Source organism: Acidaminococcus fermentans DSM 20731 (assembly GCF_000025305.1).
GTDB lineage: Bacteria > Bacillota > Negativicutes > Acidaminococcales > Acidaminococcaceae > Acidaminococcus > Acidaminococcus fermentans.
Genome location: NC_013740.1, coordinates 45,975 through 69,860 on the forward strand (window position 1 = coordinate 45,975; position 23,886 = coordinate 69,860).

A 23,886-nucleotide genomic window follows, 5' to 3' on the forward strand; every position below is an offset into this window, starting at 1 on the left:
TACCATACAGCAAAACAACCCCCTCGCAGCGATGCGAGGGGGTTGTTTTTACAGCATTTTCTATTTATTCGATCGTTCCGCCGCCCAGGACCACTTCTCCGTCGTACAGTACGGCGGCCTGGCCGGGGGTGATGGCCCTCTGGGGTTCATCGAACTGGATGGTGAACGTATCTTTCCCGGTGGGGGTCACGGTGGCGGGCTGGGCGTCCTGACGATACCGCACCTTCACCTGGCAGCGTACGGGGCCTGCCGGCACTTCACCGCTGATCCAGTTGGCCTCGCCCACGCTGGCTTTCCGGCTGAACAGGGCCTCGCTGGGTCCCACCACGATGGCGTTCTTTTTGGGGTCGATCTTCACCACGTACAGGGGGAAATCCGGCTGGTTCAGGCCCAGATGTTTGTGCTGGCCCAGGGTGTAATAAATGATGCCCCTGTGCTGGCCGATCACGTTGCCTTCAAGGTCCAGGAAAGGGCCCGGCTGGGGCCTGTAATCCAGGATCCGCTGGACGGCATCGGTGTATTGCCCGTTGGGCACGAAGCAGATATCCTGGCTGTCGGGTTTGTGGGAGTTGATGAATCCGTTCTCCTCGGCGATCTCCCGGGTATGGGTCTTGTGGTATCCGCCCAGGGGGAAACAGGTATGGGCCAGCTGCTCCTGGGTCAGGTTGTACAATACATAGCTCTGGTCCTTTTTCGGGTCCAGGGCTTTCAGCAATTCGTATTTGCCGGTCGTTTCATTTTTCCGGATGCGGGCGTAGTGGCCGGTGACCACGCAGTCGCAGCCCAGCTCCCGGGCCCGCTGGTACAGGGCTCCGAATTTCAGGAATTTGTTGCAGTCGATGCAGGGGTTGGGAGTATGGCCCAGGGTGTAGCTGCGGGCAAATTTTTCCATGACATCGTGTTTGAATTCCTCGGTGTAGTTAAATACGTAAAAGGGCATGCCCAGCCGGGCGCAGACGCTGCGGGCATCTTCCACATCGCTGAGGCTGCAGCAGGTTTTGGTGCTGCAGTACCCTGCATCCGGGTTGTTGTACAGTTTCATGTTGCAGCCGATGCAGTCGTACCCTGCATCCTGCATCAGTTTAGCGGAAACGGAGCTGTCCACCCCGCCGCTCATGGCAATGAGAGCTTTCATGATGATCCTTTCTATGCTTGCTGATGGAGCTTCCGCAGTCGGGCCACTTCCCGGGTCACGGTTTCCACGATGAAATGGACCTGCTCCAGGGTGATGTCGTCGCCCAGGGAGAAACGGAGGGAGCATCTGGCTTCTTCCGGGGTGCAGCCCAGGGCCAGGAGCACATGGCTGGGTTCCGGTGAACCGGAGGCACAGGCGGACCCGGCGGAAACACAGATCCCGGCCATGCCCAGCACTGGCAGCAGGGCTTCGGCGGGGACTCCGTCGAAGGCCATATTCAGATGGCCGGGGAGCCGGGGCACCTGGCCGCTGTGGACCCGGGTGCCGGGGAGGGTCAGGAGCTGCTGTTCCAGGGCATCCCGGGCGGCGGCCATCCGGGATGCATTGGCCTCCAGGTTCCGGATGGCTTCTTCCAGGGCGGCGGCCATGCCTACGATGCCGGGGACGTTTTCTGTTCCTGCCCGTTTGCCCCGTTCCTGTTCTCCTCCGAAAATCAGGCTTTCCAGTTCAATGCCTCGCCGTGCAAAAAGGATACCAACCCCTTTCGGTCCATGGAATTTATGGGCGGAACCGGAAAGGAAGTCGATGTCCGTATCCTTCAGGGTCAGGGGGATGTGCCCCAGGGCCTGGACGGCGTCGGTGTGGAACAGGGCTCCCCGGGCGTGGGCCATGGCAGCCAGCCGGGCAATGGGCTGGATGGCGCCGGTTTCGTTGTTGGCGGCCATAATGGACACCAGGGCGGTTTCCGGGGTCAGGGCCTGTTCCAGGGCGGCCGGTTCCACCTGGCCTTCCCGGTTCACCGGCAGCAGGGTCACGGTAAAGCCTTCCGCCTGGAGGGCTTCCAGGGTGTGGAGGATGGCGTGGTGTTCGATGGCGCTGGAGATCAGATGGGTGCGGCCCTGCTTTTTTCCCCAGGTGGCAGCGGTGCGAAGGATCTGGTTATCAGCCTCACTGCCCCCGGAAGTAAAGGTGATCTCGCCGGGACGGCAGCCCAGGAGCCCGGCGATGGTTTCCCGGGAGCCGATCAGAGCCCGGGAGGCTTCCTGCCCCAGGGGATAGGTGCTGGAGGGGTTGCCGTACTGTTCTGTAAAATAAGGCAGCATGGCCTCCAGGACCTTGGGCAGGACCCGGGTGGTGGCTGCGTTGTCGGCATAGACGAACATGGTGGTGCTCCTTTGTGAATTGATATCCTATCATTATACTACAGGTTGGAGAGAGAGGGAACCCATCCACGTTCCCCGCCCCTTTCAGGGGACGGACAAGCCCTTCGGGCAAAATCCTGCAGTTGTCCTTCTTTTTTTCTTGCATTTATTTCTTCTTCATGCTATACTTTTAAGGCTGTATATATTATATATACTTCTTCTGCCCTCATGGTAGAGGAGCAAATCCAAAGGAGGAGGTGATTTCGTGAATAACTACGAAGTCATGTACATCGTTAAACCGGTAGAAGAGGACGCTTTCAACGCTGTTGTAAAGAAGTTCGATGACCTGCTGGTGGCTAACGGCGCTACGATCGAAAAAACCGATAAGTGGGGCAAAAAACGTTTGGCATATGCTATTCAGGACTTCAATGATGGTCTGTATGTTCTGACCACGTTTGCCGCTGAACCTGCAGCCGTAAAGGAACTGGACCGTGTGATGAAGATTACTGACGATATCCTGCGTCACATGATCATTCGCAAAGGCGAATAAGGAGGCTGGGTGTATGAATCGCATTATCTTGTTGGGCCGTCTCGTACGGGATCCGGAAGTCCGGGTTACACCTACGGAAAAAACGGTCTGCACCTTTACTCTGGCAGTTGACCGTCCCTTCGCTTCGAAGAACGGCCAGCGGGAAGCGGATTTTATCAACATTGTAACGTGGAATAAAACCGCTGAATTATGTGGGAACAGTTTGACCAAGGGTCAGAGAGCTCTGGTGGAAGGGCGTCTGCAGATCCGCAGCTACGATGGCAAGGACGGGAACAAGCATTACATGACGGAAGTCATTGCGGACCGTGTGGAATTCATCGAGCGGAAGGGCTCCGGCAATCCTGCCGCAGGCCAGCAGAATCCTCCATCCCAGAATCAGTCCTCTCAGGGCGGCTCCGCCGGTCCCATGGGTGGCTTTGGCTCTGAAGTAGGTTTTGACGAAGAGATCCCATTCTAAAAGGGAGGATAGAGAATAGCTATGATGAAGCGTGAAAGAGGAAATCGGAGACCCAGAAGAAAAGTCTGCTCCTTCTGCGTCGACAAAGTCCAGGAAATCGATTATAAAGATGCCGCCAAGCTGCGGAAGTTCATCACCGAACGGGGCAAGATCCTGCCTCGCCGGATTTCCGGCACCTGTGCAAAACATCAGCGTCAGCTGACCATTGCCATCAAACGTGCCAGAAACGTTGCACTGCTGCCGTTTACGGCTGAATAAGCTGGATGCAAAAGACAGATCCTTCGGGGTCTGTCTTTTTTTTGCCAAATATTGTAGAATAGTAGGGAAACGCTCCCTTGGCTGTCAATGGCCAATGGCCGAAGGAAGCCGGCTGCGCCGGCATTATCTTTTCATGGAGGAATATCGCTTTGCATTACCATAAAACGTCTTCGCTGGTGGAATCCGGCATCCTGGCGGCGGTGGCCGTCCTTTTCACCCTGGTGGGGAATTACATCCCGGTGCTGGACATCATCGTCAGCATCCTGTGGCCCCTGCCCATCATCCTGTGCGGCCGGCGGAACGGGCTGAAATGGAGCATCCTGTGCCTGCTGGTCACCGGTTGTGTGGTGGCGGTGCTGCTGTCCCCGCTCCAGGCTCTGACCCAGTGCGTGATCCTGGGGCTCATCGGCCTTTTTATGGGCTATGCCATGGAAAAACAGATGTCGCCCACCCAGACCCTGCTCATGGGGAGCCTGGGAGCCCTGCTGTCCACGGTGCTCAGCGCTCTGGCGGCGTATTTCTTCATGCACGTGAATGTGATCGAAGTGTTCTTCCAGTCCATCGACGAATCGGTGAACATGAGCAGCGAGATCTTCCAGACCCTGGGGATGAAGGGGATGACCGATGTCCAGCTGGCCCAGCTGAAAAAGATGTTCGAGCTGATCCTGCCGGCGGGGGTGCTGCTCAGCGCGCCCATTACCGCCATTGCCAACTACTGGGCGGCCCGGAAGATCCTGGGACGGATGGGGGATTACTACCCCTGGTTCCCGCCCTTTTCCCTGTGGCAGCTGCCCAAATGGCTGCTGCTGCCCTACGGCATCGGGATGATGCTGATCTTCTTTGGCCAGAACTATCAGGATTCCCTGGTGTACCGGGGCGGGTACACCCTGTATATGATGATGAACATGCTGCTCCTGGTCCAGGGGCTGAGCCTGATCCGCTGGTATGTGGAATACCGTCACTATCCCCGGATCCTGCTGCCCCTGAGTCTGCTGCTGACCTTTACCCTGCCCATCGCCTCCCAGCTGGTGGTGGTGCTGGGGGCCTATGAAATGGTCTTCGATCTGCGGAAAATCCGGAAACCGGGAGCCAACAAGCCTGAATAGAGGGGGAGACTATGGACGACAAATCACGCCGGAACCTGTGGCAGTCGGTGCGCATCGGGGTGGCCCTGCTGGGGTCCGTCCTGGTGATCTACGGGATTGCGGTGAACCAGGCCATCTGCACGGCCATTGGGTTTATTTCGGTGCTGCTGGTCTATTATCTGACCTTCCGGAGCAACCGGCTCCGGGAAGCCTGGTTCAACCATTCCATGACCACGGTGGTCCGGAACATCGAACGGGCCAACAATTACGCTTCCCAGCGGATCCCCATCGGCATCGGGGTGTTCGACAAGGAAGGCCATCTCCAGTGGCGGAACCGGCTGTTCAATGAATTCATCGCGGTGGATGTGCCCCTGGCTACGCCTTTTGAAAAGGTGATGCCGCCGCCGGACAACAATTTTGCCACCCTGCGGCTCCGGGATGCGGACAAACAGATCAAGATCGGGGACCGGATCTACAAGATGCTGGTCCGGCGGATCCAGATCACGGACAATCCGGAGGAGGATACGGGCCTGGCCCTGTACCTGACGGATATCACCGACCGGGAACGGCAGAAAAAACGGTATGAGGAAGAACGGCCGGTGGTGGCCTATGTCCAGTTCGACAACTATGATGACGCCATGAAGGGCCTGAACGAAAATGAACGGGCCAGCCTGATCGTGGATGTGACCAAAGCCATCGGCGGCTGGGTGGAAGATGTCCATGGATATTTCCAGAAATATACGGAAGACATGTTTGTGGTGGGCATGAGCCGGAAGGGGCTTACGGATACCATCAGCAAGAAATTCCAGGTGCTGGACCGGGTCCGGGAAATCAAAAGCGGGAACCGGGTCAGCCCCACCATCAGTATCGGGGTGGCGGCGGATGGCCGGAACCTGGCGGAACTGAGCCAGAAGGCCCAGGCGGCCCTGGACCTGGCGCTGGGCCGGGGCGGGGACCAGGCGGTGGTCCAGCTGGGAGACGATATGAGCTTCTACGGGGCCCGGGGTTCCGTCCAGGCCAAGAATACCCGGGTACGGGCCCGGATCGTGGCCCAGGCCATCCATGAACTGATGGTCGGTGCGGACCAGGTGTTCATCATGGGCCATGTGAATGAAGACTACGATGCCCTGGGGGCGGCCATCGGGGTGGCCAAAATGGCCCTGACCCTGAACAAAAGCTGCTGCATCGTGGCCAGCGGCCAGGGGCCTTCCCTGAAGAAACTGGAAACGGTATCCAAGGACCAGAGTGACCGGTACCTGTCCCTGTTCGTCACGGAGGAAGAAGCACTGAAACGGATTTCCTCCGGCAGCATCCTGGTGCTGGTGGATCATCACCGGGCCATGCTCAGCGCATCGCCCAAAATCCTCCAGTCCATCCGCCGGCGGATCATCATCGATCATCACCGGCGGGCGGAAGACGCCATTACCGATGTGATGCTCCAGTATATGGAACCGTCCACTTCCTCCACCTGTGAGATGGTGACGGAAATCCTCCAGTATTTTGAAAACAAGCTGCAGCTTTCGGAAGTGGAAGCCACGGCCCTGTATGCAGGGATCCTGGTGGACACCAAGAATTTTGCGGTACAGACCGGGGAACGGACCTTCGAAGCGGCAGCCTTCCTGCGCCGGAACGGGGCGGATCCCCATATGGTTTCCCTGCTGTTCAAGGATGATGAACATACGGTGCTCACCCGGGCCCGGATCATCACCGAGATGAAACAGCCCCTGCCCGGGCTGGCTGTGGCGGTGCACCGGTGTTCCTGCCAGGACAAGGACACGCCGGTGATCGTGGCCCAGGCGGCGGATGAACTGCTGACCATGGATGACATCCGGGCCAGTGTGGTTTTCAGCCAGAACGAGAATGGAGTCAGCATCAGCGCCCGCAGTGACGGATCCGTCAATGTGCAGGTGATGATGGAAGAACTTGGCGGCGGCGGCCATCAGACCGTTGCCGGGGTCCAGGTGAAGGGCGTGACGGCGGAAGAACTGATGCCGAAGGTCCTTGAACTGGCCAAAGAACAAATGAAGGAGAGCGATACAGATGAAAGTAATCCTGCTGCAGGACATCAAGAAATTGGGTAAAAAAGGCGATATCATCGAAACGGCGGAAGGCTATGGCCGGAACTATCTGATTCCCCGGGGCATGGCGGAAGAAGCTACTTCCCGGAACCTGAACCAGGCCAAACAGGATATGCAGGTGGCCAAACACCGGGCTGCCCAGGCCCATGACGAAGCGGTGGTCCTGGCGGCCCAGCTGGAAAAAGTCACCCTGCACATGAAGGTGAAGGTGGGGGCCAACGGCAAGCTGTTCGGTTCCATTGCTTCCAAGGATGTGGCGGATGCCCTGCTGACTCAGACCGGCATGGAAGGGGTTGACCGGCGGAAAATCGAGATCCCGGAAACCATCAAGAGCCCGGGGGTATATACCGCTACGGCCAAACTGCTGCCGGATGTGTCTGCCAAATTCAAAGTGGTTGTAGAAACGGAAGAATAACAGAACAAACCCACCACCAGCCTACGGCTGGTCCCCTCCCTTGAAAAGGGCGGATAGACAGATCAACCGCTGTCTTGAGAGGGGGACTGCTGCCTTGGGGCAACGGTGGTGGGTTCTCTTTCAGGAAAGGAGGCCTGTCCTTTGGAAGAACGTATCCCACCCCAGAATATCGAGGCGGAACAAAGTGTGCTGGGAGCCATGCTGATCAGCCGGGAAGCCATCGACAAGGCGGGAGAAATCCTCAATGAGGATGATTTTTACCGTCCGGACGACCGGACCATCTTTTCGGCCATTATGGATCTCCACAGCCGCAATGAGGCGGTGGACCTGGTCACCGTCACGGAAGAGCTGCGGAGGCTGGGAAAACTGGATGCCATCGGGGGCACAGCGGCCATTACGGCCCTGAGCAATGCGGTGCCCACGGCAGCCAATGTGGTGTACCATGCCAAGATTGTGGAGGAAAAATCTCTCCGCCGGCAGCTGATCAATTCCGCAACGGAAGTGGCGGCCAGCGGCTATGAGGAAGACCAGGACATTGCCCAGACCATCGACCAGGCGGAACAGAAAATCCTGGCGGTGGCCAACCGGAAACATTCCGGGGGCGTGGTGAAGATCAAGGACATTGTGAAAAGCGCCATGGCCCGGATCGAAGAGCTGTATGACACTAAGGATGCCTTCACCGGTCTGCCCACCGGGTTTACGGATTTCGACAAGATGACCAGCGGTCTCCAGCCTTCGGATCTGATCATCGTGGCGGCCCGTCCTTCCATGGGGAAATCCTCCCTGGTGCTGAATATTGCGGAACATGTGGCGTTGGATGGGGGCAAATCCGTGGCCTTCTTTTCCCTGGAAATGAGCAAGGAGCAGCTGGTCCAGCGGCTTCTGTGCTCCCAGGCCCGGATCGACGCCTCCCGGCTGCGGATCGGCCAGCTCCAGGAAAGCGAATGGCCCAACCTGGTCAGTGCGGCGGACAAGCTCAGTGCCGCCAAGATCATGTTGGACGATACCCCGGGGATGACGGCACTGGAAATGCGGTCCAAGGCCCGGCGGTGGAAAAATGAAAACGGCCTGGATCTGATCATCGTGGACTATCTGCAGCTGATGCAGGGATCTTCCAAACGGGCCAGCGACAACCGGCAGCAGGAAATGAGTGACATCTCCCGGTCCCTGAAGGGACTGGCCCGGGAACTGAATGTGCCGGTGATCGCCCTGTCCCAGCTGAGCCGGAGCGTGGAACAGCGGACCAGCAAACGGCCCATGCTCAGTGACCTGCGGGAATCCGGGGCCCTGGAACAGGATGCGGATATCGTTTGCTTCATCTACCGGGACGATTATTACAACCAGGATACGGAACAGAAGAATGTGGCGGAACTGATCGTGGCCAAGCACCGGAATGGTCCGGTGGGCACGGTGCCGCTGTATTTCCGGAAAGACATTACCCGGTTCGAGGACCTGAGCCGGCGGCCGGAATGAATGGGGCTGCCATACAGCAGCCGTTTGTCAATTGTCAATTGCTGAAGGAGGGCAGCCGGGTTGCGGCTGCCTTTTATTGCAAACAAAATATTCTTATCGTTGCGAAGCGTTCGGCAAAATGATACAATAAAAAGACAGCGGGAACGGTGTGTTCCCTCGTTATGCCATTTTTTGTAAAACCTAAGGAGGAAGTATTGTGATTCCACGTTATACCAGTAAAGAAATGGGTTCCATCTGGACGGAAGAAAACGAAGACCGCAACATTGTCAAAGTTGAAGTCACGGCCTGCGAAGCCATGAACAAACTGGGCATTGTACCGGATGATGCGCTCCATGACATCCAAACCAAGGCGGACTTCGATCTGGACCGGGTCCACGAAATCGAAAAGACCACCAACCATGACATCATTTCTCTGCTTACTTCTGTGGCTGAACACGTCGGCGATGCTTCCAAATATATCCATAAAGGCCTGACCTCCAACGACGTGAAGGATACGGCTATGGGGCTCATGATGAAACATTCCGCGGAAATCCTGATCCGGGAAGAAAAAGAACTCCATGAAATCCTGAAAAGCCAGGCCCAGAAATACCGGCATACCCTGTGCGTGGGCCGTACCCACGGGATCCATGCGGAACCCATGACCTTTGGCCTGAAGTTCCTGCTGTGGATGTCTGAAACCGAACGGAACATCGAACGGCTGGAAATGGCCAAGAAATACATCTCTGTAGGCAAGCTCAGCGGTGCCATCGGGACCTATTCCAACATCGACCCGTTTGTGGAAAAATACGTCTGTGAAAAACTGGGCCTGACGCCTGTGCCCATTGCCAACCAGGTTGTCCAGAGAGATCGGCATGCCTTCTATCTGAGCACCATCGCCGTGTGCGGCGCCACCCTGGAGAAGATGGCCACGGAAGTCCGTCATCTCCAGCGTACGGAAGTCCGGGAAGCGGAAGAATATTTTGCTCCCGGCCAGAAGGGCTCTTCCGCCATGCCTCACAAACGGAACCCCATCACCTGCGAAAAAGTCTGCGGTATGGCCCGTGTGCTCCGGGGCAATGCGGAAGCCGCCATTGAAAACGTGGCCCTGTGGCATGAACGGGATATCTCCCATTCTTCCGTGGAACGGATCATCATCCCGGATTCCACCATCCTGCTGGATCATATGCTCCGGAAGATGAAGGATATCATGGGCAAGATGCTGGTGTATCCGGAAGCCATGCTTCGGGATCTGAACCTGACCGGCGGCCTGATTTACAGCCAGAACCTGCTGATCGCCCTGGTGAGCAAAGGCGTGCTCCGGGAAGACGCCTACAAGTGGGTGCAGCGGAACGCCATGGCCCGCTGGATGGAAGGTGCCGACTTCAAGACCAACGTGGAAGCGGATCCGGATATCGACAAGTACCTGACCAAGGAAGAAGTGGAAGCCTGCTTCGAACCGAAACATATGCTGAAGCATGTGGACGAAATCTACGCACGGTTTGGAATGTAACCTGAAAGAAGGAGAAATCTATGTCATCTGTTGTTGTAATCGGTTCCCAGTGGGGGGACGAAGGCAAAGGAAAGATCGTTGACTATCTGGCCCAGCAGGCTGATGCGGTGGTCCGCTATTCCGGCGGCTCCAATGCCGGTCATACGGTGGTGGTCAATGACGTTTCCTACAAACTGCGTCTGCTGCCCAGCGGCATCCTGTATCGGGACAAGACCTGCATCCTGGGCAACGGGGTTGTGATCAATCCCCGTGTGGTGCTCCAGGAAATCGCCGAAATGAAGGCCAAAGGGGTGGACACCAGCAATCTGCTGATCAGCGACCGGGCCCATGTGGTGTTCCCGTACCATGAAAAACAGGACGAACTCCAGGAAGCAGCCCTGGGGGATGCCAAGATCGGCACCACCAAAGGCGGCATCGGCCCCTGCTATATGGACAAATACGCCCGTACCGGGATCCGGGTCTGCGACCTGATGAACAAAGACATCCTGGCGGAAAAACTGAAACGGAACCTGGCGGCAAAGAATGCCCTGTTCACCAAAGTGTACGGCGCTGAACCTCTGGAATATGAACCCATGCTGAAGGCGTATCTGGGGTATGCGGAAGAACTGCGGCCCCATGTAACTGATACCAGCGTGGCGCTGGGGAACATTTTCGATGCCAACAAGAAAGTCCTGTTCGAAGGGGCCCAGGCCACCTTCCTGGACATCGACTACGGCACCTATCCCTATGTGACCAGCTCCAACCCCACCGCCGGCAATGCGGCTACGGGCAGCGGCGTAGGGCCCCGGTTCATCGACCATGTGGTGGGGGTTGTGAAAGCCTATACCACCCGGGTAGGGGAAGGTCCCTTTGTGTGCGAACTGTTCGATACCGACGGCCCGGGAACCTATCTGCGGAACACCGGCCATGAATTCGGCACTGTTACCGGGCGGCCCCGCCGCTGCGGCTGGCTGGATGCCTTCATGGTGAAATATGCGGCCCGGCTGAACTCCATGGATGCCCTGGCCATTACCCGTCTGGATATCCTGGACGGGCTGGATGAAATCAAGATGTGCACCGGGTGGACCATCGACGGGGAACCCATCCAGCATATCCCGGCAGATCTGAGCATCCTGGCCAAAGCCCAGCCGGTCTATGAGACCTTCAAGGGCTGGAAGAAGGATATTTCCGGCGTCCGGTCCTATGGGGACCTGCCCAAGGAAGCCCAGGCCTATCTGGCCCGTCTCAGCGAAGTGGTGGGCGTGGAAATCGGCATTGTGTCCGTAGGCCCCAACCGGGATCAGACCTTCTGCCTGAAGGAATTCTTCTGATTGAGAAAAAAATAAAAAAAGGCGAAGAAAACCCTTGCGTTTTCTTCGCCTTTTTGCTATACTATACAAGCTTTCTCCTTGAGAAAGCAACAGACAGAAGGTTTCTCAACAACAGAATGTTTCAACTGAAACATTGAAAGAAAAAAGTTGTTGACAAAGAAACGAAAGTCTGGTATTATATAGAAGCTGTCACTGAGACAGCGAGACGAACTTTGAGAACTGAATATTGTTGACAGATGTGCGGGTCAAGTCACTTTTAGTGATGAGATCGAGTCACCTGGATGACAACCAGGTTAAAAAATCAAAGCTAGTTTTTCAAGAGCCAAGCGGCTCTTCAAAATATCTGTTTTGGAGAGTTTGATCCTGGCTCAGGACGAACGCTGGCGGCGTGCTTAACACATGCAAGTCGAACGGAGAACTTTCTTCGGAATGTTCTTAGTGGCGAACGGGTGAGTAACGCGTAGGCAACCTGCCCTCTGGTTGGGGACAACATTCCGAAAGGGATGCTAATACCGAATGAGATCCTTTTTCCGCATGGAGAGAGGATGAAAGATGGCCTCTACTTGTAAGCTATCGCCAGAAGATGGGCCTGCGTCTGATTAGCTAGTAGGTGAGGTAACGGCTCACCTAGGCGATGATCAGTAGCCGGTCTGAGAGGATGAACGGCCACATTGGGACTGAGACACGGCCCAAACTCCTACGGGAGGCAGCAGTGGGGAATCTTCCGCAATGGACGAAAGTCTGACGGAGCAACGCCGCGTGAGTGATGAAGGCCTTCGGGTTGTAAAACTCTGTTGTCAGGGACGAAAGCACCGATCTATAATACATTTTGGTGTTGACGGTACCTGACGAGGAAGCCACGGCTAACTACGTGCCAGCAGCCGCGGTAATACGTAGGTGGCAAGCGTTGTCCGGAATTATTGGGCGTAAAGAGCATGTAGGCGGGCTTTTAAGTCCGACGTGAAAATGCGGGGCTTAACCCCGTATGGCGTTGGATACTGGAAGTCTTGAGTGCAGGAGAGGAAAGGGGAATTCCCAGTGTAGCGGTGAAATGCGTAGATATTGGGAGGAACACCAGTGGCGAAGGCGCCTTTCTGGACTGTGTCTGACGCTGAGATGCGAAAGCCAGGGTAGCAAACGGGATTAGATACCCCGGTAGTCCTGGCCGTAAACGATGGGTACTAGGTGTAGGAGGTATCGACCCCTTCTGTGCCGGAGTTAACGCAATAAGTACCCCGCCTGGGGACTACGATCGCAAGATTGAAACTCAAAGGAATTGACGGGGGCCCGCACAAGCGGTGGAGTATGTGGTTTAATTCGACGCAACGCGAAGAACCTTACCAAGGCTTGACATTGAGTGAAAGACCCAGAGATGGGTCCCCTTCTTCGGAAGCACGAAAACAGGTGGTGCATGGCTGTCGTCAGCTCGTGTCGTGAGATGTTGGGTTAAGTCCCGCAACGAGCGCAACCCTTATCCTATGTTACCAGCACGTAATGGTGGGGACTCATAGGAGACTGCCAGGGATAACCTGGAGGAAGGCGGGGATGACGTCAAGTCATCATGCCCCTTATGTCTTGGGCTACACACGTACTACAATGGTCGGCAACAAAGGGCAGCGAAGCCGCGAGGCGGAGCCAATCCCAGAAACCCGACCTCAGTTCGGATCGCAGGCTGCAACCCGCCTGCGTGAAGTTGGAATCGCTAGTAATCGCAGGTCAGCATACTGCGGTGAATACGTTCCCGGGCCTTGTACACACCGCCCGTCACACCACGAAAGTTGGTAACACCCGAAGCCGGTGAGATAACCTTTTAGGAGTCAGCTGTCTAAGGTGGGGCCGATGATTGGGGTGAAGTCGTAACAAGGTAGCCGTTCGAGAACGAGCGGCTGGATCACCTCCTTTCTATGGAGAACCGAAGGAGTCCAAGGACTTACTTCTATTCTCGTCGACGCACATCTGTCAGGAACAATATTCGGTTCTCAGGGCTCGTCCCTGAACATGAACCTTGAAAACTTCATAGAAGAGACAAAACAAAGTCTTATCTGATGTGATGATCAGATAAGCACCTCTGATCTAAATGCGAATTTAGAAACGAGTAACGAGAATACCAGGGAACGTAAGTTCCTTAGTAAACTGAACCAGAAAATTGCGAAGAGAAATTGCTCTGATCCGCGAAGCGAGAAAGAGAGCCACCGCAGACTATACTCCAGTATGTCGAGGATGGCGAACGACGAGCGACAAAGGAGCAGACAATTTATCGAAGCAATTTTAAGTCAAGCTACTAAGGGCATACGGTGAATGCCTTGGCACTAAGAGCCGATGAAGGACGTGGTAAGCTGCGAAAAGCTACGGGGAGCCGCAAGCAGGCTTTGATCCGTAGGTGTCCGAATGGGGGAACCCACCATCCGTCATGGGATGGTATCCTTCGGGAAGGGAACCCGGTGAACTGAAACATCTAAGTAGCCGGAGGAAGAGAAATCAAACGAGATGCCCACAGTAGCGGCGAGCGAAGAGGGCAGAGCCTAAACCAGAGAGCTTCGGCTCCCTGGGGTTACGGACTGGCATAAACCGAGTCAGGCCTAGCCGAATCACCTGGAAAGGTGAGCCACAGACCGTGAGAGCCGGGTAGGCGAAAGGCAGAGCAAGGAGGCCAGTATCCAGAGTACCGTGAAGCACGAGGAATTTTGCGGGAAGTCGGGGGGACCACCCTCCAAGGCTAAACACTTCTTAGTGACCGATAGCGCATAGTACCGTGAGGGAAAGGTGAAAAGAACCGCGGGAGCGGAGTGAAAGAGAACCTGAAACCGTATGTCTACAAGCAGTCGGAGCGCAAGCGACGGCGTGCCTATTGAAGAATGAGCCAACGAGTTACGGGCACCAGCGAGGTTAAGCAGGAAATGCGGAGCCGTAGGGAAACCGAGTCTGAAAAGGGCGAAGAGTTGGTGTTCGTAGACCCGAAACTGTAGTGATCTACCCATGATCAGGTTGAAGCACGGGTAAAATCGTGTGGAGGACCGAACCGGTGAGTGTTGAAAAACTTTCGGATGAATCGTGGGTAGCGGTGAAATTCCAATCGAACGCAGAGATAGCTGGTTCTCCTCGAAATAGCTTTAGGGCTAGCCTCAGGCAGTAAGCATAGGCGGTAGAGCACTGATCGGGATAGGGACTGTAATGGTTACCGAACCCTGTCAAACTACGAATGGTTATGCTGCAGAGCCTGGGAGTCAGACTACGAGAGATAAGTCCCGTTGTCAAAAGGGAAACAGCCCAGACCATCAGCTAAGGTCCCCAATGCCATACTAAGTGGAAAAGGATGTGGGGTCTCATAAACAACCAGGATGTTGGCTCAGAAGCAGCCACCATTTAAAGAGTGCGTAATAGCTCACTGGTCGAGAGGCCCTGCGCCGAAGATTCCCGGGGCTAAAGTATGGAACCGAAGCTATGGATGCATACGTAGGTATGCGTGGTAGAGGAGCGTTCCCATCGGGTTGAAGTCGTCCTGGAAGGGACGGTGGACTGGTGGGAAGTGAGAATGTTGGCATGAGTAGCGAAAAGAATGGTGAGAATCCATTCCACCGAAAGCATAAGGATTCCTGAGCAACGATCGTCGTCTCAGGGTAAGTCGGGACCTAATCCGAGGCAAAGAGCGTAGGAGATGGACAACTGGTTGATATTCCAGTACCGGCAGTGATCGTTTGAACGAAGGAGTGACGCAGGAAGGCAGGTCCGCACGAGATTGGTAGATCGTGTGCAAGCGTGCAGGCTGGTTACCAGGCAAATCCGGTAACTGAGGCTGAGGCGTGATGCGGAGGGAACTTGTTCCCGAAGGGATTGAGCCTACGCTGCCGAGAAAAGCTTCTAGTGAGAAAGCTGCCGCCCGTACCGTAAACCGACACAGGTATGCGGGGAGAGAATCCTAAGGTGCGCGGGAGAACCCTCGTTAAGGAACTCGGCAAAATGTACCCGTAACTTCGGGATAAGGGTAGCCACAAAGGTGAAGGGACTAGCTCCCGGAGCCCGGTGTGGTCGCAGAGAAGAGGCCCAAGCGACTGTTAACCAGAAACACAGGTGCCTGCGAAAGAGAAATCTGAAGTATAGGTGCTGACACCTGCCCAGTGCTGGAAGGTTAAAGAAGGATGTCCGGGTTCGACCCAAAGCATTCGACTGAAGCCCCAGTGAACGGCGGCCGTAACTATAACGGTCCTAAGGTAGCGAAATTCCTTGTCGGGTAAGTTCCGACCCGCACGAAAGGTGTAACGATTTGGGCACTGTCTCAACGAGGGACCCGGTGAAATTGAAATACCTGTGAAGATGCAGGTTACCCGCGACTGGACAGAAAGACCCCATGGAGCTTTACTGTAACCTAATATTGGGTTCTGATACTTGATGCACAGGATAGGTGGGAGGCATGGAAGGCAGTCCTCTGGGATTGCCGGAGCCGACGTTGGGATACCACCCTTCAATTATCGGGATTCTAACCGAGCGAGTAACGATCGCCGGGACAGTGTTAGGCGGGCAGTTTGACTGGGGCGGTCGCCTCCCAAAGAGTAACGGAGGCGCCCAAAGGTTCCCTCAGCGCGGACGGAAACCGCGCGCGGAGTGTAAAGGCAGAAGGGAGCTTGACTGCGAGCCAAACACGGCGAGCAGGTACGAAAGTAGGGCTTAGTGATCCGGTGGCATCCAAGTGGAAGGGCCATCGCTCAACGGATAAAAGCTACCCTGGGGATAACAGGCTAATCTCTCCCAAGAGTCCATATCGACGGGGAGGTTTGGCACCTCGATGTCGGCTCATCACATCCTGGGGCTGAAGTCGGTCCCAAGGGCTGGGCTGTTCGCCCATTAAAGTGGTACGTGAGCTGGGTTCAGAACGTCGTGAGACAGTTCGGTCCCTATCCATCGCGGGCGCAAGAGATTTGAAGGGGGCTGCTCCTAGTACGAGAGGACCGGAGTGGACGGACCGCTGGTGTACCAATTATCCCGCCAGGGGTACAGTTGGGTAGCTACGTCCGGAACGGATAAACGCTGAAAGCATCTAAGCGTGAAACCATCCTTAAGATGAGATCTCTCACAGCGTAAGCTGGTAAGACACCTGGAAGATTACCAGGTTGATAGGCAGGGTGTGGAAGCGTAGCAATATGTTAAGCTGACCTGTACTAATATGTCGAGGGCTTGACTTAAGTGAGTCGCCGATTGTTTGCAAGCGGAAGCGCAGCAAAGAATCGTGCCAGCGAACTTACTCAGAAGGATGCGACGAATAGGAGCATCCGTGAGTATCCTCTACCGCAAAGCGGCTGAGGCATACGAAATAAGAGAGCAAGTGAGCGAAAGAAGCTCGTAACGTTACGTCCGAAAGAACGTATATGTCTCTTCATGAAGTTTTGAGGGCTCATGCCTTCAATTGAAAATCCGGTGGCGATAGCTAAGGGGATCCACCTGTTCCCATGCCGAACACAGCAGTTAAGCCCTTATACGCCGAAAGTACTCGACTGGAAACGGTCCGGGAGGATAGGGAGCTGCCGGTTAAGAGAGAACGCCTGCATCGAAGGATGCAGGCGTTCTTGTGTATGTCATTGGTCAACGGTCACTCGGAACCGTAGGGGCTGCACGCCGGGCAGCTCGTTTGGATGCTGATTGTTTGTGCGTTGGGCGGGGCGCCGGGCCTGCGCCCCCTACGGATTGTGCCATTTCAAAATCAATTGGCAAAATTGATTTCCTTCGGCAGTTGACAGCTGACCGTTGACAGCTGTCAAAAAAGGTGCTGCACGGCCTGTGCAGCACCTTTTTTTATTTACTTCGGCATGACAAAGAACTTGATGAAGGCAATGGTCTGGGGCTGGTAGATCACATCCACCAGGAAGGCGCCTACGATGGGGACGATCATGAAGGCTTTCCGGCTCATGCCGTATTTGTCCTTCACGGCGGTCATGTTCACAATGGCGGAAGGGGTAGCTCCCAGTCCGTGGCCGCAGAGACCGGCACACATGACCGCAGCATCATAGTTGCCGCCCAGGAGCCGGAAAATCACGAACCGGCAGGCCAGGACCATGAACACCACCTGGGCCGCCACAACCAGTACAACGCCGCCCAGCAGGCCGGACAGCTCCCACAGACGGAGGGTCATCAGGGCAATGGCCAGGTACAGGTTCAGCATTACATCCCCGATGCCGTCCACCAGGGAGAAATTGAAGTTGTAGAAATGGTATTTCTCATTCAGGTTCCGGAGGATCACGGCGGTGAACATGGCTCCTACATAGGTGGGGAAGCTCATGTGGATCAGTTTGCCAATCCAGCCGGAGATCATGGAACCGATGGCCATGCAGCACAGGATAGCCGTTACATTCTTGATGATGTCCAGGGAACTGAGTTTTTCCCGGGAGGAGGCATTGACGTTTTCCACGTCCGTATCGAAGTTCTCACTGGTATCCGGTTTCAGATCATACTTCTCGATGAGCATCCTGGCCACCGGTCCTCCCACCAGTACGGCGGAAATCAGACCAAAGGTGGCAGCTGCCATGCCCACTTCCAGACCGGCCGGGTAGCCCATGGATACGAAGGTCTTCCCATAGGCCGCGGCGGCTCCGTGGCCGCCGATCATGGAAATGGCGCTGGCCAGCAGGGCATAGGGAGCTTCAATGCCAAAGATCTTGGAGAAGGCGATGCCGATGCCGTTCTGGCAGATGGAAACGATCCCGGATATCAGCCAGTAGATGATCAGCAGACCGCCGCCTTTTTTCAGCAGGGTGATGCTGGCACCCAGGCCCACGGTGGTGAAGAAGGCCAGCATGAAGGGGTCCTGGAAGTAGGTGTCGAATTTGAACCCGTAGGCGCCTGTCTGGTGACCGATGAAGGTGATGAACATAAAGAGGAATCCCCCTACCACCGGGGCGGGGATGCAGTACTTCCGGAGAGCCGGGCTTTTCCCTTTGACCCAGTACCCCAGCAGCAGCATCACAGCGGCCAATGCGGCGGTAAAGACCGCATCAGCCTTGAAAGTCAGGATATTTTTCAGCATAATGATGGACATGGAACATCGCTTCCTTTCTGGATAAAAATGCAGGAATCTTATAGATATCCTTATTGTACTAAAAAGCGGATGTTTTTAAAACAAGTCAAAGGATTTTGTGGAATAAACAAAAGAAAATGTAACGAAAGCAACAAAAAACAGGAGAAAAAACTTAAGAGGGGCATAATATATCTTAATATACCAACATTAGAGATAACTTATCGAAACTATTGCCTAATTCATTAATCTACTGTAAAATTACGTTATCTTTTATTTTATTCTATTTCTTATTTTTTCTTAGTGAGGGGGACAACTTCATATGCAATTCAATTTGATTGCCTTTATCTTCAATCCCTTGGTGCTCCTGTTTGCCACCATGGCCCTGGGGAACCTTTTTGGTGAGCTGAAATTCCGGAAATTCAAATTCGGGATCACCGGCACTCTGTTCATCGGGCTGGGCATCGGATATTTCCTGACCCGGTATGCGGCCACTTTTGCCAAAGGTTCCAAATACTACGCCTCTGCCATGAAAGTCATGCAGGGGAAAGTCATCGACGGTTCTCTCATGAACCTGGCCCTGCTGATCTTCATCGTAGGGACCGGTCTGCTGGCCGCCAAGGACATGAAATATGCCATCAACAAATTCGGGAAACAGTTTGTGGCCCTGGCCATCTTCATTCCCTTTGTAGGGGCTGTGGCTTCCTATGGTTTTTCCCAGGCTTTGGACAACCTGAGCCCGTTCCAGATCACCGGGACCTATACCGGTGCCCTGACCAGTTCTGCCGGTCTGGCGGCGGCTACGGAATCCTCTGACAGCGAATCCCGACGGCTGGCCCAGGACTTTGCCAACCAGTCGCAGAAGGCCCAGAAGAAGATCCTGGCCATTGTGAACGGCGCCAAGGTCCGTGACGCCAAACTGCGGGGTACGGCGGTGCCTGACACCATGACCCTGGAAAACACCAAATCCCTGAGCCAGGAAGATGTGGAAGTCTTCGTGACGGAAGCCAAGGCCGGCGTAGGGGTGGGCCATTCCATCGGCTATCCGTTCGGGGTGCTGTTCCTGATCCTGGGGATCAACGTGATTCCCAAAATCTTCGGGTTTGACGTGGAAGAAGAAAAGAAGAAGTACTTTGCCCAAAAGGCCATCGATATCAAGAACAATGAAAAACTGGCGGCTTCCACCATGCCGGAAGTTCCCATGGATTTTGTCGGGTTCTCCCTGGCGGCGTTCCTGGGCTATGTGCTGGGTTCCATCAAGATTTACATGGGGCCCCTGGGGATGTTCTCCCTGGGTTCCACCGGCGGTGCCATCCTGGTTTCCCTGGGTCTGGGTTCCATCGGGAAGGTGGGGCCTGTGAACTTCCGGATGAACTCCACGGTGCTGGGGAAGATGCGGACCTATTTCCTGTCCGTGTTCCTGGCCGGTACCGGTCTGAACTACGGGTTCCGGGTCATTGACGCCATCACCGGTTCCGGGTACATGATCGTAATCATTTCCTCCCTGGTGGCCATCCTGTCCGTGCTGTTCGGGTTCCTGCTGGGGCGCTATGCCTTCCACATCAACTGGACCCTGCTCAGCGGTGCCATCACTGGCGGCATGACTTCCGCTCCCGGCCTGGGGGCTGCCGTGGATGCCCTGGAATGTGATGAACCGGCGGTATCCTACGGGGCAACCCAGCCGCTGGCCACCCTGTTCATGGTAATCTTCTCCATCATCATCCATAAACTGCCGATCTGAGGGAAGGGGGATGTGAAAAATCCCCCCCTGTCACTGGTCACTGGACGAAGGAAGGCAGCCGGGCTGCGGCTGCCTTTCATTGTATGATGCTGACTCGGATGTGCCTTTGACTTTTCCTTACCTCGCCAGAAGAACTCATGACAAGCAAAAGATGAAAAGAAAAGTACATTTCTGTTTTTTACTCGAAAGAACCCGTCAGCCACGGGTTCTTTCCATCGGCCAGTGACTAATGACTGTTGACTAGTGACCAAAAAGGTGCTGTGGGAAAATGATTCTTCATTTTTTCACAGCACCTTTTTTTTAGAATTCCTTCGTATCGAACACGTGGAGGCCCAGGGATTCGGAGAGGATCCGGAGGATCCGTTCCCCGCCCACGCTGTTGCCTTTTTTGTTCAGCATGGGGCCGAAGGTGCCGATGCCGATACCGTGGCGGGCAATGGCGCAGATGCCGCCGCCCACGCCGCTTTTGCTGGGCATGCCCACTTTGACGGCATATTCGCCTGATTCATCGTACATGCCGCAGAGCATCATCAGGGTGGTGACGATCCGGACAATGGTGGAATCCACCAGCTGCTCCCCGGTCTGGGGATCCACCCCGTGGTTGGACAGGATCATCCCGTAATGGGCCAGATCCCGGGCGGTGACCATCACGGAACACATGCGGAAGTACACATCCAGTACCTCTTCCGGCTCCCCATCCAGTACATTGTCGCTTTTCAGCAGGTAGGCAATGGACCGGTTTCGGGTGCCGGTCTTTTTTTCGGACCGGTAGACGGATTCGTTGAGGCTGATCCGGGGATTGGCGCAGAGCCGCCGGACCAGGTCCAGGAAACTCTGGAAGGGGTCCGGGGATTCAATGCAGCTGGCTGTCACGATGGCGCCGGCGTTGATCATGGGATTGAAGGGCCGCCAGTCCTTCAGCTCCAGCTGCAGGATGCTGTCGAACCGGTCCCCGGTGGGTTCCATGCCGATCTTGCTGAATACCTTGTCATAGCCGGCAGTCTGGAGGGCCAGGATCAGGGAGAAGGTCTTGGAGATGCTCTGCATGGTAAAGGGGATGTTGCAGTCCCCGGCGGAGTATTCCGTCCCGTCCTTCCGCATAAGGCAGACCCCCAGGTTCCCGGAATTGGCTTTGGCCAGTTCCGGGATGTAGCTGGCCACCCTGCCTTCGTACAGGACATTCCTGCCTTCTTCCAGGGCTTTTTCCAGGATCCGCTGGATCTCTTCTTTGTCCATGACCATAATGGAGCGCTCCTTTCTTTATTTCCAGAAATCCAATTCTTCCGGTTTCAGGCCGATGGATGTCCCTTTGAACTGGGGATCCAGTCCGGCCGTTTTCTGTTTTTTGTAATCCTCATAGGCATGGACCACCACGCCTCCCAGCAGCACACAGGCAGTCAGGTTGATCAGGGTCATGCCACCCATCATGATGTCCGCCAGGTCCCAGGCGGCGGCCATGGGGATGATGGCGCCCAGGAAGACCACCAGGACGGCATAGAGATGGAAGCCTTTCATGAAGCCCCGGCTGGGAATCCGTTTGTGGTTCAGGTAAGCCAGGCCGTTTTCACAGTAGTAGATGTTCCCGATCAGGGTGGTGAAGGAGAACACCAGCATGGATACAGTAATGAACAGAGGCCCGAAATCTCCCAGGACTTTGTGGAGGGAAGTCTGGACCCACAGGGCGCCGGCGTTGTCCGCATTGCCCGGGACCCCGGATACCAGGCACATGAAGGCGGTGGCGTTGCACAGGATCACCGTGTCGATGTACACGGAGAGCATCTGGACCAGACCCTGTTTCACCGGATGGGTGGTGGTGGCAGCGGCTGCGGCGTTGGGGGCGGATCCTACACCGGCTTCGTTGGAATACAGGCCCCGTTTGATGCCCATGACCAGGCAGGAACCGGCAATGCCGCTGAAAATGGCCCGGAAATTGAAGGCGTCAGCCAGGATGGCTTCGAAGACCCGGGGGACTTCCTGGAAGTTGAGGACCAGCACCACCAGGGTCACCAGGGCATAGGCTACTCCCATGAAGGGCACCAGGATGCCGGCGGCCTTTTCAATGGCTTTGGCACCGCCCATGACACAGATGCCCACCAGCACTGCCATTACCGCGCCAATCACCGCAGGGGTGGTGTCCGGATGGTAGAAGCTGTACACGGAGAAGGTGGACTGGACATTGTAGGAGCAGAGCAGGTTGAAGCCGAAGGAATAGGTCAGCAGCAGGAACACCACGAAGGCGGTGGCCATGGCTTTGTTGTGGAGCGCGTCTTCAATGTAGTAGGCCGGGCCCCCGTAGGCGGAACCGTCTTCTTTCCGCCGTTTGAAGATCTGGGCCAGGGTACATTCCGTAAAGGAAGAGGCGGCGCCGATGATGGCCATGACGGTCATCCAGAAGGCGGCGCCGGGACCGCCCAGGCAGATGGCAGTGGAAATGCCGATGATGTTCCCGGTGCCCACACAGGCGGCGGTGGAGACCATCAGGGCCTGGAAGGGAGAGGTGCCATTCCCGTCCTGGGGCTTCACCATCAGGAGCCGGATGGCTTCCGGCAGCCAGCGCACCTGGACAAAGCCCATACGGATACTGAAGTAGAGCCCGGCGGCCCCCATGACCACCAGCAGGATCGGGTAGTACAGGATACTGTCCACCGCATCGAGAAATTCCATCATCTTGTTGTTCCTCCTGTTCTGAATTCATAAGATTTTCTCTAAATTCATTATAAGAGAGAACTTGGGTATCGGGGAAATATATGATGTACATGGGGGCCATTTACAAAGCCGATGAAGTGGTTTCTGTCTGGAGCCGGGCATACCGGTCCCGGAGCAGCTGGATGAAGTCATTTTCCATCCGGGACAGCATGGCTCCTTCCCGGAGGATGAGCCCGAACCGGAGATGCTCGCTGCAGCCCAGGAGAGGGACGGAAACCACCTTGTACAGGGAGTCCTGGCCCAGGAATTCCATGATGCCCACGGTGAAGAAATTGGTCCGGGACAGCAGGGCCATCTGCTCCTGCCGGTCATTGACGTAGATCACTTTCCGGGTATCGTTCAGGTCGATGGGGCCTTTTTCCGTGCTGATGTGGTAGATGAAGTCCTCGTACTGGCCGATGTACCGGACAAAGCCGTAGTCCTGGAGTTCCTGGATGTGGATGCCTTTCCGGCCGAACCGGCGGACCAGTTCGTGCTCGGCGGAGAGGCACACATAGGGAGGGAAGCTGGCCAGGGGGATATAGTGGAGCCCCTGTTGGGCAAAATAGGTTTCCAGATCGTCCCGGCGGGTAGCCATGTGGATGACCCCCACATTGGAATAGCCGTTCTTCACCTGGGCAATCACATCCAGGGTGGCGGCTTCGCACAGGTGGTTGGAAAAGCTTTCCGCATCCTGGTAGCGCCGGCAGATTTCGTTGAAACATTCGGCGGTATGGGAAAAACGGGTCATGCTTACGTTCAGGCAGCCGCAGTCCTGCTTCCGGGCGGTGGAAAGGTGCCGGAGCTGATCCATTTCCCGGAGGATCACCTTGGAATGGGCCAGGATCCGCTGGCCGTCCAGGGTCAGCCGGGTGCCCTGGCTGGTGCGGCGGAACAGGGTGAGGCCCATTTCTTTTTCCAGTTGTTTGATGATGTGGCTGAGCTGGGGCTGGGAGATGTACATGGCCCTGGCAGCCCGGGTAATGGACCCGTACTGGGCCACAGCGGCAAAATAGCGAAGATTGTTGGTATCCATGGGAACCTCCTGGGGTGGTATCGGCTGTATTA

16 protein-coding genes and 3 rRNA genes are annotated in these 23,886 nt (G+C 55.7%); 13 read left to right on the forward strand and 6 right to left on the reverse strand.

What is annotated here, in order from left to right; translation table 11 throughout:
• Positions 1 to 64: 64 nt before the first annotated feature.
• A complete protein-coding gene (gene mnmA / locus ACFER_RS00210) occupies positions 65 to 1,135 on the reverse strand; it encodes a tRNA 2-thiouridine(34) synthase MnmA (RefSeq protein WP_012937436.1) in 1,071 nt (356 codons plus the stop codon).
• 11 nt (positions 1,136 to 1,146) lie between these two features.
• Positions 1,147 to 2,298 (reverse strand): cysteine desulfurase family protein, encoded by a 1,152-nt coding sequence (locus ACFER_RS00215; RefSeq protein ID WP_012937437.1) that lies wholly within the window; start codon positions 2,296 to 2,298, stop codon positions 1,147 to 1,149.
• Between the two features lie 244 nt (positions 2,299 to 2,542).
• Here ACFER_RS00215 and rpsF point away from each other — a divergent pair, with 244 nt between their 5' ends.
• The 12 genes from rpsF to rrf all read left to right on the forward strand — a co-directional run bounded on the left by rpsF (position 2,543) and on the right by rrf (position 16,914).
• Positions 2,543 to 2,827: a 30S ribosomal protein S6 gene (rpsF, locus tag ACFER_RS00220; protein WP_012937438.1), complete on the forward strand. Its 285-nt coding sequence runs from the start codon at positions 2,543 to 2,545 to the stop codon at positions 2,825 to 2,827.
• 13 nt (positions 2,828 to 2,840) lie between these two features.
• Entirely contained in the window at positions 2,841 to 3,284 is a 444-nt protein-coding gene (locus ACFER_RS00225) for a single-stranded DNA-binding protein (RefSeq protein WP_012937439.1), read from the forward strand.
• A 21-nt stretch (positions 3,285 to 3,305) separates the two neighbouring features.
• A complete protein-coding gene (gene rpsR / locus ACFER_RS00230) occupies positions 3,306 to 3,542 on the forward strand; it encodes a 30S ribosomal protein S18 (RefSeq protein WP_012937440.1) in 237 nt (78 codons plus the stop codon).
• Between the two features lie 149 nt (positions 3,543 to 3,691).
• Positions 3,692 to 4,648, forward strand: coding sequence for a YybS family protein (locus tag ACFER_RS00235; RefSeq protein ID WP_012937441.1), 957 nt, complete (start codon positions 3,692 to 3,694; stop codon positions 4,646 to 4,648).
• Positions 4,649 to 4,659: 11 nt separating this feature from the next.
• Positions 4,660 to 6,708, forward strand: a complete 2,049-nt coding sequence (locus ACFER_RS00240; protein WP_012937442.1) for a DHH family phosphoesterase — start codon at positions 4,660 to 4,662, stop codon at positions 6,706 to 6,708.
• Positions 6,668 to 7,120: a 50S ribosomal protein L9 gene (gene rplI, locus ACFER_RS00245; protein WP_012937443.1), complete on the forward strand. Its 453-nt coding sequence runs from the start codon at positions 6,668 to 6,670 to the stop codon at positions 7,118 to 7,120. Before ACFER_RS00240 ends, rplI begins: the two co-directional genes overlap by 41 nt.
• A gap of 141 nt (positions 7,121 to 7,261) precedes the next feature.
• Positions 7,262 to 8,593, forward strand: a complete 1,332-nt coding sequence (gene dnaB, locus ACFER_RS00250; protein WP_012937444.1) for a replicative DNA helicase — start codon at positions 7,262 to 7,264, stop codon at positions 8,591 to 8,593.
• A gap of 196 nt (positions 8,594 to 8,789) precedes the next feature.
• Complete coding sequence (gene purB, locus ACFER_RS00255) at positions 8,790 to 10,082, forward strand: adenylosuccinate lyase (protein ID WP_012937445.1); 1,293 nt, start codon at positions 8,790 to 8,792, stop codon at positions 10,080 to 10,082.
• Positions 10,083 to 10,102: 20 nt separating this feature from the next.
• A complete protein-coding gene (locus tag ACFER_RS00260) occupies positions 10,103 to 11,392 on the forward strand; it encodes an adenylosuccinate synthase (protein WP_012937446.1) in 1,290 nt (429 codons plus the stop codon).
• 345 nt (positions 11,393 to 11,737) lie between these two features.
• A 16S ribosomal RNA gene (locus tag ACFER_RS00265) occupies positions 11,738 to 13,294 on the forward strand.
• Between the two features lie 369 nt (positions 13,295 to 13,663).
• Positions 13,664 to 16,569 (forward strand): 23S ribosomal RNA (locus ACFER_RS00270).
• A 228-nt stretch (positions 16,570 to 16,797) separates the two neighbouring features.
• Positions 16,798 to 16,914: ribosomal RNA gene (rrf, locus tag ACFER_RS00275) — 5S ribosomal RNA — on the forward strand.
• Together the 16S, 23S and 5S rRNA genes form the textbook arrangement of a ribosomal RNA operon.
• A gap of 266 nt (positions 16,915 to 17,180) precedes the next feature.
• On the opposite strand, the gene gltS is transcribed toward rrf, so the two are convergent.
• A complete protein-coding gene (gene gltS, locus ACFER_RS00280) occupies positions 17,181 to 18,416 on the reverse strand; it encodes a sodium/glutamate symporter (protein WP_012937447.1) in 1,236 nt (411 codons plus the stop codon).
• Positions 18,417 to 18,714: 298 nt separating this feature from the next.
• On the opposite strand from gltS, the gene ACFER_RS00285 reads away from it, so the two are divergent.
• Positions 18,715 to 20,133 carry an aspartate-alanine antiporter-like transporter gene (locus ACFER_RS00285; RefSeq protein ID WP_012937448.1) on the forward strand — a complete coding sequence of 473 codons (1,419 nt, stop codon included), beginning with the start codon at positions 18,715 to 18,717 and terminating at the stop codon, positions 20,131 to 20,133.
• Between the two features lie 300 nt (positions 20,134 to 20,433).
• On the opposite strand, the gene glsA is transcribed toward ACFER_RS00285, so the two are convergent.
• From glsA to ACFER_RS00300, 3 genes are all read right to left on the reverse strand, one after another.
• Positions 20,434 to 21,375: a glutaminase A gene (gene glsA, locus ACFER_RS00290; RefSeq protein WP_012937449.1), complete on the reverse strand. Its 942-nt coding sequence runs from the start codon at positions 21,373 to 21,375 to the stop codon at positions 20,434 to 20,436.
• Positions 21,376 to 21,393: 18 nt separating this feature from the next.
• Positions 21,394 to 22,800 carry an alanine/glycine:cation symporter family protein gene (locus ACFER_RS00295; RefSeq protein ID WP_012937450.1) on the reverse strand — a complete coding sequence of 469 codons (1,407 nt, stop codon included), beginning with the start codon at positions 22,798 to 22,800 and terminating at the stop codon, positions 21,394 to 21,396.
• A gap of 100 nt (positions 22,801 to 22,900) precedes the next feature.
• Positions 22,901 to 23,854 carry a LysR family transcriptional regulator gene (locus ACFER_RS00300; RefSeq protein ID WP_012937451.1) on the reverse strand — a complete coding sequence of 318 codons (954 nt, stop codon included), beginning with the start codon at positions 23,852 to 23,854 and terminating at the stop codon, positions 22,901 to 22,903.
• Between the last annotated feature and the right edge of the window lie 32 nt (positions 23,855 to 23,886).

Bases quoted from the DNA above. Each gene is read 5' to 3' on its own strand.
- mnmA (WP_012937436.1), bottom strand. From the start codon at position 1,135: ATGAAAGCTCTCATTGCCATGAGCGGCGGGGTGGACAGCTCCGTTTCC.
- ACFER_RS00215 (WP_012937437.1), bottom strand. From the start codon at position 2,298: ATGTTCGTCTATGCCGACAACGCAGCCACCACCCGGGTCCTGCCCAAG.
- ACFER_RS00225 (WP_012937439.1), top strand. From the start codon at position 2,841: ATGAATCGCATTATCTTGTTGGGCCGTCTCGTACGGGATCCGGAAGTC.
- rpsR (WP_012937440.1), top strand. From the start codon at position 3,306: ATGATGAAGCGTGAAAGAGGAAATCGGAGACCCAGAAGAAAAGTCTGC.
- ACFER_RS00240 (WP_012937442.1), top strand. From the start codon at position 4,660: ATGGACGACAAATCACGCCGGAACCTGTGGCAGTCGGTGCGCATCGGG.
- rplI (WP_012937443.1), top strand. From the start codon at position 6,668: ATGAAAGTAATCCTGCTGCAGGACATCAAGAAATTGGGTAAAAAAGGC.
- ACFER_RS00260 (WP_012937446.1), top strand. From the start codon at position 10,103: ATGTCATCTGTTGTTGTAATCGGTTCCCAGTGGGGGGACGAAGGCAAA.
- gltS (WP_012937447.1), bottom strand. From the start codon at position 18,416: ATGTCCATCATTATGCTGAAAAATATCCTGACTTTCAAGGCTGATGCG.
- ACFER_RS00285 (WP_012937448.1), top strand. From the start codon at position 18,715: ATGCAATTCAATTTGATTGCCTTTATCTTCAATCCCTTGGTGCTCCTG.
- glsA (WP_012937449.1), bottom strand. From the start codon at position 21,375: ATGGTCATGGACAAAGAAGAGATCCAGCGGATCCTGGAAAAAGCCCTG.
- ACFER_RS00295 (WP_012937450.1), bottom strand. From the start codon at position 22,800: ATGATGGAATTTCTCGATGCGGTGGACAGTATCCTGTACTACCCGATC.
- ACFER_RS00300 (WP_012937451.1), bottom strand. From the start codon at position 23,854: ATGGATACCAACAATCTTCGCTATTTTGCCGCTGTGGCCCAGTACGGG.